This is a genomic window from Kitasatospora atroaurantiaca (assembly GCF_007828955.1).
Lineage (GTDB): Bacteria > Actinomycetota > Actinomycetes > Streptomycetales > Streptomycetaceae > Kitasatospora > Kitasatospora atroaurantiaca.
On record NZ_VIVR01000001.1, the window covers coordinates 5,377,473 to 5,395,470 of the forward strand.

The 17,998-nt window shown below is 72.0% G+C and carries 10 protein-coding genes; 9 read left to right on the forward strand and 1 reads right to left on the reverse strand.

The annotated features are described in order from the left end of the window. Nucleotides 1-127: 127 nt before the first annotated feature. The 9 genes from FB465_RS24425 to FB465_RS24465 all read left to right on the forward strand — a co-directional run bounded on the left by FB465_RS24425 (nt 128) and on the right by FB465_RS24465 (nt 13,069). On the forward strand, nt 128-4,627 hold the full coding sequence (locus FB465_RS24425; RefSeq protein ID WP_145797560.1) for a HAMP domain-containing protein: 4,500 nt from the start codon (nt 128-130) through the stop codon (nt 4,625-4,627). Between the two features lie 254 nt (nt 4,628-4,881). Then, nucleotides 4,882-5,517 carry a response regulator gene (locus FB465_RS24430; RefSeq protein ID WP_145797561.1) on the forward strand — a complete coding sequence of 212 codons (636 nt, stop codon included), beginning with the start codon at nt 4,882-4,884 and terminating at the stop codon, nt 5,515-5,517. Between the two features lie 129 nt (nt 5,518-5,646). Further along, on the forward strand, nt 5,647-8,304 hold the full coding sequence (locus FB465_RS24435) for a DNA translocase FtsK (RefSeq protein WP_145793868.1): 2,658 nt from the start codon (nt 5,647-5,649) through the stop codon (nt 8,302-8,304). A 228-nt stretch (nt 8,305-8,532) separates the two neighbouring features. Continuing rightward, entirely contained in the window at nt 8,533-9,408 is an 876-nt protein-coding gene (locus FB465_RS24440; protein ID WP_246192813.1) for a helix-turn-helix domain-containing protein, read from the forward strand. Between the two features lie 94 nt (nt 9,409-9,502). Then, nucleotides 9,503-10,960, forward strand: a complete 1,458-nt coding sequence (gene rimO / locus FB465_RS24445; RefSeq protein WP_145793872.1) for a 30S ribosomal protein S12 methylthiotransferase RimO — start codon at nt 9,503-9,505, stop codon at nt 10,958-10,960. Further along, the gene (gene pgsA, locus FB465_RS24450; RefSeq protein WP_145793874.1) at nt 10,957-11,595 is read left to right on the forward strand and encodes a CDP-diacylglycerol--glycerol-3-phosphate 3-phosphatidyltransferase; all 639 of its coding nucleotides are present in this window, start codon (nt 10,957-10,959) and stop codon (nt 11,593-11,595) included. Before rimO ends, pgsA begins: the two co-directional genes overlap by 4 nt. Before the next feature lie 46 nt (nt 11,596-11,641). Next, nucleotides 11,642-12,133 (forward strand): CinA family protein, encoded by a 492-nt coding sequence (locus FB465_RS24455; RefSeq protein WP_145793876.1) that lies wholly within the window; start codon nt 11,642-11,644, stop codon nt 12,131-12,133. A gap of 274 nt (nt 12,134-12,407) precedes the next feature. Continuing rightward, nucleotides 12,408-12,776, forward strand: coding sequence for a helix-turn-helix domain-containing protein (locus FB465_RS24460; protein WP_145793878.1), 369 nt, complete (start codon nt 12,408-12,410; stop codon nt 12,774-12,776). A 62-nt stretch (nt 12,777-12,838) separates the two neighbouring features. Further along, nucleotides 12,839-13,069, forward strand: coding sequence for a hypothetical protein (locus FB465_RS24465; protein WP_170290439.1), 231 nt, complete (start codon nt 12,839-12,841; stop codon nt 13,067-13,069). Between the two features lie 205 nt (nt 13,070-13,274). Here FB465_RS24465 and FB465_RS24470 read toward each other — a convergent pair whose 3' ends face one another. Beyond that, entirely contained in the window at nt 13,275-17,897 is a 4,623-nt protein-coding gene (locus FB465_RS24470) for an ATP-dependent helicase (protein ID WP_145793882.1), read from the reverse strand. Between the last annotated feature and the right edge of the window lie 101 nt (nt 17,898-17,998).

Genomic DNA, 17,998 nt, shown 5'->3' on the forward strand with positions numbered 1-17,998 from the left:
GACTCCGGCGACCGCGCGCGGCGGCCGGGTGGCGGCGCAGTCGCGCGGCACCTCCGGGCGGCGCCCGAACCACAACCGCGGCGCCGAGCCGGCCGATCTGCGGAAGTTGCTGGGCGCGCTGACCGCGATGCGCGACGGGAACTTCCGGCGGCGGCTGACCGTGCCGGGGGACGGACCGCTGGCCGAGATCGCGGCGGTCTTCAACGAGGTCGCCGAGCGTAACCAGCACCTCACGGGTGAGCTGGCCCGGGTCCGCCGGGCGGTGGGCCGGGAGGGGCGGCTCTCCGAGCGGCTGGAGACGGGGGTCGGCGAGGGCGCCTGGATGGCGGCCGTCGACAACTGCAACGCGCTGATCGACGACCTGGCCCGCCCGATGGCCGAGGTGGGCCGGGTGCTCAGCTCGATCGCCGAGGGCGACCTGGACCAGCGGATGGAGCTGCGCTCGGTTCACACCAACGGGGTCAGCCACCCGCTGCGCGGCGAGTACCTCAAGGTGGGCCGGACGGTGAACGGGCTGGTCGACCAGCTCTCGGAGTTCACGGACGAGGTGACCCGGGTCGCCATCGAGGTGGGCACCGAGGGCAAGCTCGGCGGCCAGGCCCGGGTACGCGGCGCGACCGGCAGCTGGAAGGACCTGGCGGACTCGGTCAACACCATGGCCGGCCGCCTGACCGCCCAGGTGCGCAACATCGCCGAGGTGACCACGGCGGTGGCCAAGGGTGACCTTTCGCACAAGGTCACGGTGGACGTGGCCGGCGAGATGCTGGAGCTGAAGAACACCGTCAACACGATGGTGGACCAGCTGAACTCCTTCGCCGCCCAGGTCACCAGGGTCGCCCGTGACGTGGGTACCGAGGGCCGGCTGGGCGGTCAGGCGCAGGTGCCGGGCGTCGCCGGGGTGTGGCGGGATCTCACCGACTCGGTGAACTTCATGGCCAACAACCTCACGGCCCAGGTGCGGAACATCGCGCAGGTGACCACGGCGGTGGCCAAGGGCGACCTGTCGCAGAAGATCGAGGTCGACGCCCGGGGCGAGATCCTGGAGCTGAAGAACACCATCAACACCATGGTCGACCAGTTGTCCGGCTTCGCCGAGCAGGTGACGAGAGTGGCCCGCGCGGTCGGTACCGAGGGCATCCTGGGCGGCCAGGCGCAGGTGCCGGGCGTGGCCGGGGTCTGGAAGGACCTCACCGAGAACGTCAACTCGATGGCCAACAACCTGACCAGTCAGGTCCGCAACATCGCCCAGGTGACCACCGCGGTGGCCAAGGGCGACCTGTCGCAGAAGATCCAGGTCGATGCGCGCGGCGAGATCCTGGAGCTGAAGAACACCATCAACACCATGGTCGACCAGCTCGGCGCCTTCGCCGACGAGGTCACCAGGGTCGCCCGTGACGTGGGTACCGAGGGCATCCTGGGCGGCCAGGCGAGCGTGCCGGGAGTCTCGGGCACCTGGAAGGACCTGACCAACAGCGTCAACCTGATGGCCAACAACCTGACCAGCCAGGTCCGGAACATCGCCGAGGTGACCACGGCGGTCGCCCGCGGCGACGTCTCCAAGAAGATCACCGTCGACGCCCGCGGCGAGATCCGCGAGCTGGTGATGACCGTCAACACCATGGTCGACCAGCTGTCGGCCTTCGCGGACGAGGTGACCCGCGTCGCCCGCGAGGTCGGTACCGAGGGCATCCTGGGCGGTCAGGCCCGGGTGAGCGGGGTCTCCGGAATCTGGCGGGACCTGACCGACAACGTCAACTTCATGGCGTCCAACCTGACCAGCCAGGTCCGCAACATCGCCGAGGTCGCCACGGCGGTGGCCCGAGGCGACCTGTCGAAGAAGATCACCATCGAGGCGCAGGGTGAGGTCGCCGCCCTGGCGGGCACCCTGAACACCATGGTCGACCAGCTGTCGGCCTTCGCCGTCGAGGTGACCCGCGTCGCCCGCGAGGTGGGCACCGACGGCATCCTGGGCGGCCAGGCCGGTGTACCGGGCGTGGCCGGTATCTGGAAGGACCTGACCGACAACGTCAACCAGATGGCCAACAACCTGACCGGGCAGGTCCGCAACATCGCCCTGGTCATCACCGCCGTCGCCCGCGGCGACCTCTCGCAGAAGATCGACGTGGACGCCCGCGGCGAGATCCTGGAGCTCAAGACCAGCATCAACACGATGGTCGACCAGCTGTCGGCCTTCGCGGACGAGGTCACCCGTGTCGCCCGTGAGGTGGGCACCGACGGCCGCCTGGGCGGCCAGGCCCGCGTCCCCGGCGTGGACGGCACCTGGCAGGACCTCACCGAGTCGGTGAACGAGCTCGCCAACAACCTGACCCGCCAGGTCCGCGCCATCGCCCAGGTCGCCACGGCCGTGACCCGCGGCGACCTGAGTCTGCGGATCGACGTGGACGCGTCCGGAGAGCTCGACGAGCTCAAGGACAACATCAACCAGATGATCGCCAACCTGCGCGAGACCACCCGTACCAACCAGGAGCAGGACTGGCTCAAGACCAACCTGGCCCGGATCTCCGGCCTGCTGCAGGGCCGCCGGGACCTGGAGGCGGTCGCCGCGCTGATCATGACGGAGCTCACCCCGGTGGTCTCCGCCCAGCACGGCGCCTTCTTCCTCGCGCAGCCGGCCGGCCGGACCGCCGAGCTGGTCACCGAGGACGACGACGAGAACGACACCGTGCTGCGCCTGATCGGCAGCTACGGCTACCAGCGGCGTGCGATGCCGACCACCTTCCGGCCTGGCGAGGGTCTGGTCGGCCAGGCGGCGGTGGAGAAGCGCTCGATCATCCTCAAGGAGACCCCGCCCGGCTACCTCAAGATCGCCTCGGGCCTCGGCGAGGCCTCCCCGGCCCATGTGGTCGTCCTCCCGGTGCTCTTCGAGGGCCGGCTGCTCGGCGTGATCGAGTTGGCCACCTTCAGCTCCTTCACCACCGTCGCGCTGGACTTCCTCAACCAGATCGCCGACCTGATCGGCGTCACTGTCAACACCATCAGCGTCAACACCAAGACCGAGGGCCTGCTGCTGGAGTCCCAGCGGCTCACCGCCGAACTCTCGATGCGGTCCGCCGAGTTGGAGGCCCGCCAGGAGGAGCTGGAGCGCACCAACGAGGAGTTGCAGGAGAAGGCCGAGCAACTCGCCCAGCAGAACCGCGACATCGAGATCAAGAACAGCGAGATCGAGGAGGCGCGCCAGGTCCTGGAGGAGCGCGCCGAGCAGCTCGCGCTCGCCTCGCGCTACAAGAGCGAGTTCCTCGCCAACATGTCGCACGAGCTGCGCACCCCGCTGAACTCGCTGCTGATCCTGGCCAAGCTGCTCTCCGACAACAACGAGGGCAACCTCTCGCCCAAGCAGGTCGAGTTCGCCGAGACGATCCACGGCGCGGGCTCCGACCTGCTCCAGCTGATCAACGACATCCTCGACCTCTCCAAGGTCGAGGCGGGCAAGATGGACGTCCGCCCGGCGAAGATCGCGCTGGTCCAGCTGGTCGACTACGTCGAGGCGGCGTTCCGCCCGCTCACGGTGGACAAGAGCCTGGACTTCGCCGTGGTGGTCTCGCCCGACCTCCCGGTCACCCTGCACACCGACGAACAGCGCCTGCAGCAGGTGCTGCGGAACCTGCTCTCCAACGCGGTCAAGTTCACCGACTCCGGCGCGGTCGAGCTCCGGATCCGGTCGGCCGACAGCGGCGTCCCGCAGCACGTGCGCGAGCAGCTGCTGGAGAACAACGCCATCACCGACCCGGACGAGCCGCTGATCGCCTTCTCGGTCTCCGACACCGGGATCGGCATCCCCGACAACAAGCTGCGCGAGATCTTCGAGGCGTTCAAGCAGGCCGACGGCGGCACCAGCCGCAAGTACGGCGGAACGGGTCTCGGGCTCTCGATCAGCCGGGAGATCGCGCGGCTGCTCGGCGGCGAGATCCATGCCGAGAGCGAGCTGGGCCGCGGCTCGACCTTCACGCTCTACCTGCCGCTGCGCAGCGATGCGCCGGGCGCCCTCGTCCAGGACCGTCCGGCCGGTCCTGCGGTCCGGGCCGCCGTCGCGGTGACCCCGGCCGGAACGCCCGTACCGGTGGGTGAGAACCCCGCGGAGCACTGGGCGCAGGAGGTCCGCGAGCTCGCCGAGGAGCGCCGCAGGGGTGCGGCCGAGCGGCGGCGGGCCGCCGCCGAGGAGGAGCCGATCCCCCGCCAGGCCGCCGAGCCCGCCGCCAGGCCGGCCACCCCCGCTCAGTTCCACGGCCGCTTCGACGGCGAGCAGGTGCTGATCGTGGACGACGACATCCGGAACGTCTTCGCGCTCACCAGCGTGCTGGAGCAGTACGGCCTGACCGTGCTGTACGCGGAGAACGGCCGGGAGGGCATCGAGGTGCTCGAACAGCACGAGGACGTCGCGCTGGTGCTGATGGACATCATGATGCCGGAGATGGACGGCTACGCGACCACCGAGGCGATCCGCCGGATGCCGCAGTTCGCGGGGCTGCCGATCATCGCGCTGACCGCCAAGGCGATGAAGGGCGACAAGGAGAAGAGCCTGGAGGCGGGCGCGACCGACCACGTCACCAAGCCGGTCGAGACCGACCATCTGCTGGCGGTCATGCGCCAGTGGCTGCCCGGCCGGTAACCGCCGACCGAGAAACGGACCGTACTGGCGAGTCGAGCCGGGAACCCGGTAGGGTCACCCATCGTTGCGAACAGTGACCGAACGGTGACGTGGCGCTCGGGTGGCCGCTGTCCGGTGTGCGGTTCGTCAGTGTCTCGAGGCCTTATCGCGCAGAGCGATGTGGCGGGCGAGGGGGTGCGGCTAGCATGACCGGGGCAGTGGTGGGCGGCACGCGGGTGCCTTCCCTCGGAAAACAACCGGTAGGAGGGCGGGTCCTGGTGCAGAAGGCGAAGATCCTCCTGGTGGACGACCGGCCGGAGAACCTGCTGGCGTTGGAGGCGATCCTCTCCGCGCTGGACCAGACTCTCGTCCGTGCCTCGTCGGGCGAAGAGGCGCTCAAGGCGCTGCTCACCGACGACTTCGCGGTGATCCTGCTCGACGTCCAGATGCCGGGCATGGACGGCTTCGAGACGGCCTCGCACATCAAGCGCAGGGAGCGCACCCGGGACATCCCGATCATCTTCCTGACCGCGATCAACCACGGCCCGCACCACACCTTCCGCGGCTACGCGGCCGGTGCGGTCGACTACATCTCCAAGCCCTTCGACCCGTGGGTGCTGCGCGCCAAGGTCTCCGTCTTCGTCGACCTCTACATGAAGAACTGCCAGCTCAAGGAGCAGGCGGCACTGCTGCGACTGCAGCTGGAGGCGGGGGAGACGCCGGTCCTGGGCGGTGCCCTGCTCGGCGAGCTCTCCGCGAGGCTGGCAGCGATCGAGGAGCAGGCCGAGGCCCTCAGCAAGCAGCTGGACGGCTCGACGGAGACGGGCGCGGCGGCCACCGCCGCGCACCTGGAGCGCAAACTGACCGGCCTGCGCCGGGCGCTCGACGCGCTCCGCCCCGGCTCGGGCTGAGCCAGGCGCGCCCCCGGTTCCTCCGGGCGAGTGGCACGGATTCAGCTTGACGGAGTATCGGCGACACGCGCGCGGGATTGACCTCGCTCACATGTCCGGCGAGGACGGCCGCCGGTAGGCTGCTGACCCATGGCCACACGTTCGCCCGGAAGCTCTCATCGCAACCCGAAGCCCGGGCCGGCCAAAAAGGCCCCGGCCGCCGCCAAGAAGGCCACTGCCACCAAGGCACCTGCCAAGAGGGCACCCGCGAAGAAGGCCGCCGCGAAGCCCCCGGCGGCCCCGCCGCCACCCTCGCCGCGGCCGATACTCTTCCGTGCCGTGCTGGCCGTCTGGCTCGGTATCGCGCACAGTGTCGGCGCGGTCTTCCGCGGTTTCGGGGACGGCGCGAAGAACCTGCACCCGGCCCACCGCAAGGACGGCGTGGCGCTGCTGCTGCTCGCTCTCGCCCTGGTCACCGCCGTCGGGACGTGGTTCGGCCCGCAGGGCTGGCTCGGTGAGGCGGCCACCAACGTCGTGTCCGGCCTCTTCGGCCGGCTCGACGTTCTCGTCCCGCTGCTGCTCGGCGCCATCGCCGTCCGCCTGATGCGTCACCCGGAGGTGCCGGAGGCCAACGGCCGGATCGCCATCGGCCTGACCGCACTGGTGGTCGGCGTGCTCGGCCTGGTGCACATCGGCTGCGGCGCACCCGTGATGTCCAGCGGGGCGACCCGGATACGGCAGGCCGGCGGCATCGTCGGCTGGGCCGCCTCCACGCCGATGATGGCCGCCGCAGGGCCGCCGCTCGCGGTGCCGCTGCTGCTGCTGGTCGCCTTCTTCGGCCTGCTGGTGGTCACCGCCACCCCCGTCAACCGCATCCCCGAGCGGCTGCGCGGGCTCGGCGAGAAGCTCGGCGTCGTCGAGCCCGCCTACGCGGGCGAGATGCAGACCCCGGCCCGCGAGTTCTCCACCGACCCGCCCGAGGACGCCGACCCGTCCGCGCTGCCCTTCATCGTGGAGGGCAGCCCCGAGGACGAGGTGGGCGCCCGACGGCGCCGCCGTCGGCGCAAGCAGCTGGACGAGCCCGAGCTGGAGTCGGCCGTCCCCGACATGTTCGTCAAGGACCCCTACGAGACCAGGGACCTCGCCGCCGGGGTCGCCGCCGACCTGGACGGCGCCCTGCTCTACGGGGTGCCCGCCTCCCCGGCCGTGGCGAGCATGATGCACCAGGTCCAGGACCGTACGGCCCCGCCGGAGGAGCCCGCCGTCCCGGCCGCCCGTACGGCGGGTGCGCCGGACGACCACGGCCAGGCGCCCGCCCGGATGGAGCAGCTCCAGCTCTCCGGCGACATCACCTATGCCCTGCCCTCCCTCGACCTGCTGGAGCGCGGCGCCCCCGGCAAGACCCGCAGCAAGCTCAACGACGACGTGGTCGCCCAGCTCACCCTCGTCTTCTCGGAGTTCAAGGTCGACGCCAGGGTCACCGGCTTCACCCGCGGCCCGACGGTCACCCGCTACGAGGTCGAGCTGGGCCCCGCCGTCAAGGTCGAGCGGATCACCGCGCTGGCGAAGAACATCGCCTACGCGGTGGCCAGCCCGGACGTCCGGATCATCAGCCCGATCCCGGGCAAGTCCGCGGTCGGCGTCGAGATCCCCAACCGGGACCGCGAGATGGTCAACCTCGGCGACCTGCTGCGCTCGCGCAGCGCCGCCGAGGACGACCACCCGATGCTGGTCGGCATGGGCAAGGACGTCGAGGGCCACACCGTGATGGCCAACCTCGCCAAGATGCCGCACATCCTGGTCGCGGGTGCCACCGGAGCCGGCAAGTCCTCCTGCATCAACTGCCTGATCACCTCCGTGCTGGCCCGGGCCACCCCCGACGAGGTGCGGATGGTGCTGGTCGACCCCAAGCGCGTCGAGCTGACGGCGTACGAGGGCATCCCGCACCTGATCACGCCGATCATCACCAACCCCAAGAAGGCCGCCGAGGCCCTCCAGTGGGTGGTCCGCGAGATGGACCTGCGCTACGACGACCTCGCGGCGTACGGCTTCCGGCACGTGGACGACTTCAACGCGGCGGTGAAGGCCGGCAAGGTCACCCCGCCGCTCGGCAGTGAGCGCGAGCTGACGCCGTATCCGTACCTGCTGGTCATCGTCGACGAGCTGGCCGACCTGATGATGGTCGCTCCGCGCGACGTCGAGGACTCGGTGGTCCGGATCACCCAGCTGGCCCGCGCGGCCGGCATCCACCTGGTGCTGGCCACCCAGCGGCCCTCGGTGGACGTGGTCACCGGTCTGATCAAGGCGAACGTCCCCTCCCGGCTGGCCTTCGCCACCTCGGCGATGGCCGACTCCCGGGTCATCCTGGACCAGCCCGGCGCGGAGAAGCTGATCGGCAAGGGCGACGCGCTCTTCCTGCCGATGGGTGCCAGCAAGCCCGTCCGGATGCAGGGCGCCTTCGTCACCGAGGCCGAGATCGCCAGGGTGGTCCAGCACTGCAAGGATCAGCTGACGGCGGTCTACCGCGACGACGTGACGGTCGGCGGCGGGCCCAGGAAGGAGATCGACGAGGAGATCGGGGACGACCTCGACCTGCTGATCCAGGCGGCCGAGCTGGTGGTCTCCACCCAGTTCGGTTCGACCTCGATGCTCCAGCGCAAGCTGCGGGTCGGCTTCGCCAAGGCCGGCCGTCTGATGGACCTGATGGAGTCTCGGGGGATCGTCGGCCCGAGCGAGGGCTCCAAGGCCCGCGACGTCCTGGTCACCCCGGAGGAGTTGGACGGGGTCATCCTCGACATCCGAGGGTGACCGGTTGCGGGTCTCACTCGTTCGGAGGAAGGTGGCGGGCGGGGAACCGGTTGAGGTGCTCGCGCGTCCACTCAGGGCGGGGAGCTCTGTGCACCGAGCCGGCTGACCTCGTGTCAGGCCGTATCGGCCCAGCTGCGCACGTTCGGGCCTGCTCCGCTTGAGAAAGGTCCCGACCCCGCCCCTAGACTGTCTTCTCAGCAGGTGGCCAACGCTCGAAAGGCGCGCCCAGTGACCATCGGCAAGTCCCCCCACCGCGACAACCGCCGGTCCTCCGGCCGCGGCTCCGGCGCCGTACCGGGGCAGCTCGGCCCTGCGGAGCCCGGCGATCCCGCCGCCGACGCGGTGAGCATCGGCCGGGTGCTCGCCGCGGCCCGCCTGGAGGCCGGGCTGACGGTCGATCAGGTGAGTGCCAGCACCCGGGTCCGGGTGCCGATAGTGCACGCCATCGAGGAGGACGACTTCGCCCGCTGCGGCGGCGACTTCTACGCCCGGGGTCACATCCGCGCGCTCGCCAGGGCGGTCGGCGTGGACGGCGACGCCCTTGTCGCCCAGTACGACGCCGCGCACGGCGGCGCCCCGGCCACCAAGCGGCCCACCCAGCTGCTCGACACCGGCCAGATCAAGATCAACGACCACCGCCGCCCCAACTGGACGACCGCGATGGTCGCCGCCATCGTCGCGGTGGTCGCCCTGATCGGCTTCAACCTGTTCAACGGCAAGCCGAGCCACTCGACGGCCGGCACGGCCAGCGCACCGCTGCCCAGCAACTCGGCCCCGGCCACCCCGTCCGTCCAGCCGCCGGCTCCGGCGCCGAGTGTCGCCGCGGTCGCGGCCGCCCCGGCGGACAAGGTCACCGTGAAGCTGGTCGCGGAGAAGGACACCAGCTGGGTCTCGGCGGTGGACGGCAAGGGCAAGTCGCTCTTCCAGAACAACCTCGAAGAGGGCTCCGACCAGACCTTCACGGACCCCAAGCAGATCAAGCTGGTGATCGGCAACGCGGGCGCCGTGCACGTCTACGTCAACGGCAAGGACCTGGGCCCGGCGGGCGAGGACGGCCAGGTGGTGCACCTCACGTACACCCCCGGCGACCCCCAGGCAGGCTGAACCCGGGCCGAACCGGGCGAAGAGGATCTTGCAAACCGAGGCTCGCGGCCTCCGGGGCCCACGGCACCGGGGGCCGCGCGTTAATCTTGGCGCTATGCCTGAACGCCGTACAGTCGCCCTTGTCACGCTCGGATGCGCCCGCAACGAGGTGGACTCCGAGGAACTCGCCGGGCGACTGGAGGCCGATGGCTGGCTGCTGGTCGACGACGCCGCCGACGCCGATGTCGCCGTGGTCAACACCTGCGGGTTCGTCGAAGCCGCCAAGAAGGACTCCGTCGACGCCCTGCTGGAGGCCAACGACCTCAAGGGGCACGGCCGCACCCAGGCCGTCGTCGCCGTCGGCTGCATGGCCGAGCGGTACGGCAAGGAGCTCCAGGACGCCCTGCCCGAGGCCGACGCGGTGCTCGGCTTCGACGACTACGCCAACATCACCGACCGCCTGCAGACCATCCTCTCCGGCGGCCACCACGCCTCGCACCTCCCCCGCGACCGCCGCAAGCTGCTCCCGCTGACCCCGGTCGAGCGCCAGGCGGCAGCCGCCGAGGTCGCCCTGCCCGGCCACGGCGCCCCCGAGGACCTGCCCGAGGGTGTGGCCCCTGCGTCCGGCCCGCGCACGCTGCGCAAGCGGCTGGACGACAACCCGGTGGCCTCGATCAAGCTGGCCTCCGGCTGCGACCGCCGATGTTCGTTCTGCGCGATCCCCGCCTTCCGCGGCTCGTTCATCTCCCGCCGCCCCTCCGACGTGCTCCACGAGGCCCAGTGGCTGGCCGAGCAGGGCGTCAGCGAGGTCGTGCTGGTCAGTGAGAACAACACCTCGTACGGCAAGGACCTCGGCGACATCCGCCTGCTCGAGACGCTGCTGAGCGAGATCGCCGCCGTCGAGGGCATCAAGCGCGTCCGGGTCAGCTACCTGCAGCCCGCCGAGATGCGGCCCGGCCTGATCGACGTGATGACCGGTACGCCTGGCGTCGTCCCGTACTTCGATCTCTCGTTCCAGCACTCGGCCCCGGCCGTGCTGCGCCGGATGCGCCGCTTCGGCAACACCGAGCAGTTCCTGGAGCTGCTGGGCACCATCCGCGGCAAGGCTCCGGAGGCCGGCGCCCGCTCCAACTTCATCGTGGGCTTCCCCGGCGAGACCGAGGAGGACTTCGCCGAGCTGGAACGGTTCATCACCGAGGCCGGCCTGGACGCGATCGGTGTGTTCGGCTACTCGGACGAGGACGGCACCGAGGCCGCCACCTACGACGGCAAGCTGCCCGAGGACGTGGTCGCCGACCGGCTCGCCAAGCTCTCCCGGCTCGCCGAGGAGCTGACCGCCCAGCGAGCGGAGCAGCGGATCGGCAGCGAGGTCGAGGTGCTGGTCGAGTCGGTGGAGGACGGTGTGGTCGAGGGCCGGGCCGCCCACCAGGCCCCGGAGACGGACGGCCTGACCACCCTGCTCGGCGCGGACGACGCCAAGGTCGGCGAGTTCTACCGCGCCCGCGTGGTGGGTACCGAGGGCGTCGACCTCGTCGCCGAGGCCCTCTCCGGAGCCCTTGGAGCCGGCGAATGACCAAGGGGCCCGGTGCCCCGGCGGCGGCCCGCCCCGGCCGCCCAGGGGCCGCGCCGCCCCCGCAGGCCGGGATCTGGAACATCGCCAATGTGCTGACCATGGTCCGGCTGCTGCTGGTGCCGGTGTTCGTGCTGCTGCTCTTCGCCGACGGCGGCCACAACCCGAAGTGGCGCTCGGTGGCCTGGGCCGCGTTCGCCATCGCGATGATCACCGACCTCTTCGACGGCGAGATCGCCCGGCGCAAGGGCCTGGTCACCGACTTCGGCAAGATCGCGGACCCGATCGCCGACAAGGCGATCATGGGTGCGGCGCTGATCGGCCTCTCCGTCCTCGGCGACCTGCCCTGGTGGGTCACCGCGGTGATCCTGGCCCGCGAGCTGGGCATCACCGTGCTGCGCTTCTGGGTGATCCGCTACGGCGTCATCCCGGCCAGCCGGGGCGGCAAGCTGAAGACCCTCACCCAGGGCATCGCGGTCGGCATGTACGTGCTCGTGCTCACCGGCTGGCTTGCCACGGGCCGGGCCGTGCTGATGGGCCTCGCCGTCGTGCTGACCGTCGGTACCGGTCTGGACTACGTGAACCAGGCCATCAGGCTGCGCCGCGAGGGCATGGCGAAGGAGCGGGCGGCCCGGTGAACGAGGAGGGGGAGTTCTCGTGAACGAGCACGGAGGGGGAGGTCTCGTGAACGAGCACGGAGCGGCGGAGAAGGCGCACCAGGCACTGCGCGAGCGCGGTGCCACGCTGGCCGTCGCGGAGTCCCTCACGGGCGGTCTGCTGGCCGCCACACTGGTCGACGTCCCGGGTGCCTCGGCGACCTTCCGCGGCTCGGTCACGGCGTACGCCACCGAGGTGAAGTCCTCCGTGCTCGGCGTGGACGAGGGCCTGCTGGCCGTCCACGGCCCCGTGCACCCCGTGGTGGCCCGCCAGATGGCCGAGGGCGTGCGGAGGCTGCTCGGGGCCACCTACGGCCTCGCGACCACCGGTGTGGCCGGCCCGGAGCCCCAGGACGGGCGGGCGGTCGGCACGGTGTACGTCGCGGTGGCCGGTCCGGGGGGAAGTCTGGTCGCCTCGCCCGAGTTGTCAGGGACACGTGACACAATCCGCAGCGGCGCCGTCAGCGCGGCACTGGAGCTTCTGCTGGATCGTGTAGCGGTTGAGGACCACTCGCGCTGAGCTTTGTCGGAAATGGCTGAAGCAGCGGCCCGGGGTGGAGGATCGTGTTACACCAGATGGCCTGGTTGGGCAGAAACCAGGTAGCTGACGAGTCGCGTGGCCCAGGTCGCGCGCCTGAGGCGGGCGCGCGGACGGTCCGGGCGGGGAACAAGCAGGGGAGGGGGCAGCATTGCAGCCCAGAGTGAACACGACCATGGTCCCCGCACGCGATGCGGACAAGGCGGTACGGTGGGGGCGTGACATCTCGATCCGCAGTCCGAGGAGGGAGGCACCGATGATCCTGCTCCGTCGCCTACTGGGCGATGTACTGCGTCGGCAGCGCCAGCGCCAGGGCCGCACACTCCGCGAGGTGTCGGCGGCCGCCAGGGTTTCGCTCGGTTACCTCTCCGAGGTCGAGCGGGGGCAGAAGGAGGCGTCCTCCGAGCTGCTCTCCGCCATCTGCGACGCACTCGATGTCCGGATGTCCGAGGTCATGCGCGAGGTCAGCGACGAGCTGTCGCTCGCCGAACTTGCGGCGATGGCCACCCTCTCGGAGGGTGAGCTGCTGAGGCCGGTGCTCGAACCGGTACCGCTGCCGGCTCCCGGTGACCGGATGAGTTCCATCTCGCCCAAGGCCGCCGCCGTGGACGTGGTAGCGGCCTGACCGGACCTCGCCTCCCCGTGCTGCGGGGACGAGAGAAGGAGGCCGGTGTGCGGAGTCAGTGGTTGTCGTGCCCGAGATGGCGGCGCGTCCTTGCCGGTCTGCTGTGCGCGCTCTGCTGGTGGCTGCTGCTCGGCAGCAGTCTCCGCACGGGCGGAGCGGCACTCGGCCTGCTGGCCGCCGGTGGTTGGGGTCTCGGCCTCGTCCCGGTCCACAGCAACCGTCTGCTGACCGGGCCACGACGCCGTACGAGTGAACCCGTCGAGCCGGGCCCCGTGTCCTTCGATCAGGGCTGACCTTGTGCACCGGGCCGGCCCAGTAGGGGCGCGGGGAACTGCGCGAACTCGGAAGGCGACCACCCACTGCTCGGCAACGGCGGCAAAGGTGCAACCTGCTGCCCCGTGAACAGTTCGGCACTGGGGCCTTCCGGTTTCGCGCAGTTCTCCCCCAGCCTTCGGCCGGGAGGTGCCCCCACGCGCCCCTGTGGGTGCGCCGACTGCCTCAGCTGCGCAGGCGCAGGCCGCGCGGGGTGGGGTGGAAGCCCGCGGCCTCCAGGGCCTGGCCGAGCGGTGAGGTGAGCGCCGATTCGCCGTTGGCACGCTCGATCGTCACGCTCCGGCCCAGAGCGCCTTCACGTACGGCCGCGGCCAGCGCCTCGACCGCCGGGGCCTGCGCGCTCCACGCCAGCAGGGACTTCCCGCCGCGCTCGACGTACAGCGCCGGTTCGCCGTCGACCAGGACCACCAGCGCTCCCGCCTTGCGGCCCGGCCGGTGCGCGGCGGCCTTGGCATCGGCCGCGGTGGGCGGCTCGGGCCAGGGCAGGGCGGCGCCGTACGCGTTGGCCGGGTCGGCGGCGGCCAGCACCAGGACCTGCGGCGGCTCGGCGGAGCCCGTACCCGGCCACTCGGTGGCACCGGCTCGCTCCAGGCGCCCGTTGACCGCGCGCAGCCGGTCGGCCGCGCCGTCCATGGCGAACTGGGCGCCGCCCAGGCCCTCCACGAAGTAGCCCCGCCGGGCCCGCCCGCGCTCCTCGAAGGCGGCCAGCACCCGGTACACCCCCGCGAAGCCGCCCGGCACCCGCTCGGCGGCCACGGTGCCTCTGGTGAGGACGCCGTGCCGGTCCAGCAGGCTCTGCGCCTGGGCGGCGGCCCTGGCGGTCGGCTCGGCGGCGAACTCGGGCAGCAGGGACCAGCGCCCGGCGGCCGTCGGCGGCCCGGAGCGCAGGGCCCCGGCCGGGCGGCCGAGGGCTCGCCCGGCGCCGCCGTACCGGCCGCGAGGGACGGACCTGGGTGCGCGGTGGGCGGTCGAGCCCGCCGTCCGGCCGGAGCCGAGCAGGGCGCGCAGCGGGGCCAGGGTGTCGTTGGTGACGTACCCGGCCCAGACCAAGTCCCAGAGAGCCTCGACGATCTCGGGCTCCGGGGTCTCGGGCAGACGCTCGCCCAGCTGACGGAAGAACAGGCCGTACCCGCCCGCGAGGGCCTCCAGCAGGGCGGTGTGCACGGGTGTCAGGGCGGGCGGCACCGGCTCCGGGCGCAGCAGGTGGGAGAAGTCCGGCAGGTGCAGGCTGACCCAGCCGTCGTTGCCGGGCAGTGCGCCCGCGCCGGACCAGCTGACCTCGCCGGCCGCCGTGAGCTCGTCCAGCATGCCCGGCGAGTAGTCCGTCAGCCGGGCCGGGAGGATCAGCTTCTCCAGGGCGGAGGCGGGCAGGGCGGTGCCCTGGAGCTGCTCGACCACCCGCAGCAGCCCGTCCAGGCCGCGCAGCCGGTGGCCGCCCAGGTGCTGCCACTGCGGGAGGAAGGCGGCGAGCGCCCGCGGCGGTACGGCCTCGACCTCCTGGCGGAGTGCGGCCAGCGAGCGGCGGCGCAGTCGGCGGAGCACCTCGGCGTCGCACCACTCGACCGTGGCGGTATGGCCCTCGACGGGCCGGAACTCGCCCTGGACCAGTCGGCCCCCGGCCGTCAGCCGGTGCAGGGTGCCCGTGACCACGGCGGTGCCCAGGCCGAAGCGGTCGGCCGCCTCGGCGGCCGTGAACGGGCCGTGGGTGCGGGCATAGCGGGCCAGCAGATCGCCGAGGGGATCCTTGACGGGTTCGGTGAAGGCTTCGGGTACGCCGACCGGCAGCGGGGTGCCGAGCGCGTCGCGCAGCCGTCCGGCGTCCTCGATCGCGGCCCAGCGCTGCTCGCCGCCCACCCGGACCTGGATGACCCGGCGGGTGGCTTCGAGCTCGAGCGCCCAGAGCGGCTCGGCCCCACGTGCCGTCAGCTCCGCCTCGCTCAGCGGGCCGAGCAGCCGCAGGGCGTCGGCGACGCCCTCGACGTCCTTGATCCGCCGGTCGGGGGTGAGCCGCTGGAGCTCCGCCTCCAGCTCGGCGAGCACGGCCGGGTCGAGCAGTTCGCGCAGCTCCGCCTGGCCGAGCAGCTCGGAGAGCAGCCGGGAGTCCAGCGAGAGCGCGGCGGCCCGCCGCTCGGCGAGCGGGGAGTCGCCCTCGTACAGGAACTGGGCGACGTAGCCGAAGAGCAGGGAGCGCGCGAAGGGCGAGGGCTCGGGGGTGGTGACCTCGACCAGCCGTACGGCGCGCGACTCCAGATCGCCCATCAGCTCGACCAGGCCGGGCACGTCGAAGACGTCCTGCAGGCACTCGCGGACGGCCTCCAGGACGATCGGGAAGGAGCCGTACTCGGAGGCGACCTCCAGCAGCTGGGAGGCGCGCTGGCGCTGCTGCCAGAGCGGGGTGCGCTTGCCGGGGCTGCGGCGCGGGAGGAGCAGGGCGCGGCCGGCGCACTCGCGGAAGCGGGAGGCGAAGAGAGCGGAGCCGCCCACCTGGTCGGTGACGAGCTGTTCGATCTCGCCGGAGTCGAAGAGGGCGGCGTCGGCGCCGACCGGGGCCTCCTCGGGTGTCGGCTTGTCGGACGGGAAGTCCAGCAGGTCGGCGTCGGGCAGGCGGAGCACGATGCCGTCGTCGGCGTGCATCACCTGCGGGTCGAGGCCGTGCTTCTCGCGCAGGCGGGCGCCGAGGGCCAGCGCCCAGGGGGCGTGCACCTGGGCGCCGAAGGGGGAGTGGATGACGATCCGCCAGTCGCCGAGCTCGTCGCGGAAGCGCTCGACCACGATGGTGCGGTCGTCGGGCAGGTGGCCGCAGGCGGTGCGCTGCTCGGCGAGGTAGGTCAGCAGGTTCCCCGCCGCCCAGTCGTCGAGGCCGGCTTTTCGCAGCCGCTCGGTGGCCTGATCTGGCTTCAGACCGCCGAGCTCGCGGACGAAGGCGCCGAGCGCCCGGCCGAGCTCCAGCGGACGGCCGAGGGTGTCGCCCTTCCAGAAGGGCAGTCGGCCCGGGATGCCGGGCGCGGGGGTGACCAGGACCTTGTCGTGGGTGATCTCCTCGATCCGCCAGGAGGTGGTGCCGAGGGTGAAGACGTCGCCGACCCGCGACTCGTACACCATCTCCTCGTCCAGCTCGCCGACCCGCCCGCCGCCCTTCTTGGGGTCGGCGCCCGCGATGAAGACGCCGAACAGCCCTCGGTCGGGGATCGTCCCGCCCGAGGTGACGGCGAGCCGCTGCGCGCCGGGGCGGCCGGTGACCGTACCGGCGACGCGGTCCCAGACCAGGCGGGGGCGGAGCTCGGCGAAGGCGTCCGAGGGGTAGCGCCCGGCGAGCATGTCGAGCACGCCGTCGAAGGCGGACTGCGGGAGGGTGGCGAACGGCGCGGCCCGGCGGACCAGGGCGAGCAGCTCGTCGACATCCCAGGTGTCCAGGGCGGTGATGGCGACCAGCTGCTGGGCCAGCACGTCCAGCGGGTTGCGCGGGACGCGCAGGGCCTCGATCTGCCCGGCGCGCATCCGCTCGGTGACCACGGCGGACTGCACCAGGTCTCCCCGGTACTTGGGGAAGACCACGCCGGTGGAGACCGCGCCGACCTGGTGGCCAGCCCGGCCGACCCGCTGCAGGCCGGAGGCGACCGAGGGCGGCGACTCCACCTGGACGACGAGGTCGACCGCGCCCATGTCGATGCCCAGCTCCAGGCTGGAGGTGGCGACCACGGCGGGCAGCCGGCCGGCCTTCAGCTCCTCCTCGACCAGCGAGCGCTGCTCCTTGGAGACCGAGCCGTGGTGCGCCCTGGCCAGCACGGGCGGAGCACCTGCGGCGGCTCCCGAGCCGCCCATCAGCTGAGCCGGGGCGTGGGCGCCGGGTAGTGGCGTGCCGTCGGCGCGCTCGACGGCGATCTCGTTGAGCCGGTTGCAGAGCCGCTCGGCGAGGCGGCGGGAGTTGGCGAAGACGATGGTCGAGCGGTGGGCCTGGACCAGGTCGACGATCCGCTCCTCGACGTGCGGCCAGATGGAGGCCTGGCGTGACGGGTCGTCGGTGTCGGCCGGCAGCTCGTCCAGATCGGCCACCGGGACGACCACCGAGAGGTCGAACTCCTTGGCCGCCGGGGGTTGGACGATCGCCGCACCGCGCTGCGGGCTCAGGAAGCGGGCCACCTCCTCGACCGGCCGCACCGTCGCGGAGAGACCGATCCGGCGGGCGGGCCGCTCGAGCAGCTCGTCCAGCCGCTCCAGGCTGAGCGCCAGGTGGGCGCCCCGCTTGGTGCCGGCGACGGCGTGGACCTCGTCCAGGATCACCGTGTCGATGCCGCGCAGGGCCTCCCGGGAGGCCGAGGTGAGCAGCAGGAAGAGCGACTCGGGGGTGGTGATGAGGATGTCGGGTGGGTGGCTCGCGAAGCGGCGGCGGTCGGCCGCCGGGGTGTCGCCGGAGCGGATGGCGACCTGCACCTCGGGCTCGGGCAGGCCGAGCCGGACGGCGGCCTGGCGCAGCCCCGCCAGCGGGGCGCGGAGGTTGCGCTCGACGTCGACCGCGAGGGCCTTGATCGGCGAGATGTAGAGGACCCGGCAGCGGCGCTTGGGATCGGCCGGGGGCGGCGTGTGGCTGAGCCGGTCCAGCGCGGAGAGGAAGGCCGCCAGCGTCTTGCCCGAGCCCGTGGGCGCGACCACCAGGACGTCCGTCTCGCGGCCGATGGCGGCCCAGGCCTCGGTCTGGGCGTCGGTGGGCGCATTGAAGGCACCCGTGAACCAGGCCTTGGTCGCCGGGGCGAAGCCCTCCAGTGGGTCTGCGGTGCTGCGTCGCGCCATGCCCCCATGGTGCCGGGTCGCACTGACAGTCAGGGCGGCGCCCGCCCCGAAGCACCGTCTGCCCTAGCTCGACCGGGCAAAAGGGATATACCGCTCATATG

Coding starts and splice junctions, on each gene's coding strand:
- FB465_RS24425 (WP_145797560.1), top strand. CDS start 128: ATGCGCGACGGGAACTTCCGGCGGCGGCTGACCGTGCCGGGGGACGGA.
- FB465_RS24435 (WP_145793868.1), top strand. CDS start 5,647: ATGGCCACACGTTCGCCCGGAAGCTCTCATCGCAACCCGAAGCCCGGG.
- rimO (WP_145793872.1), top strand. CDS start 9,503: ATGCCTGAACGCCGTACAGTCGCCCTTGTCACGCTCGGATGCGCCCGC.
- pgsA (WP_145793874.1), top strand. CDS start 10,957: ATGACCAAGGGGCCCGGTGCCCCGGCGGCGGCCCGCCCCGGCCGCCCA.
- FB465_RS24460 (WP_145793878.1), top strand. CDS start 12,408: ATGATCCTGCTCCGTCGCCTACTGGGCGATGTACTGCGTCGGCAGCGC.
- FB465_RS24470 (WP_145793882.1), bottom strand. CDS start 17,897: ATGGCGCGACGCAGCACCGCAGACCCACTGGAGGGCTTCGCCCCGGCG.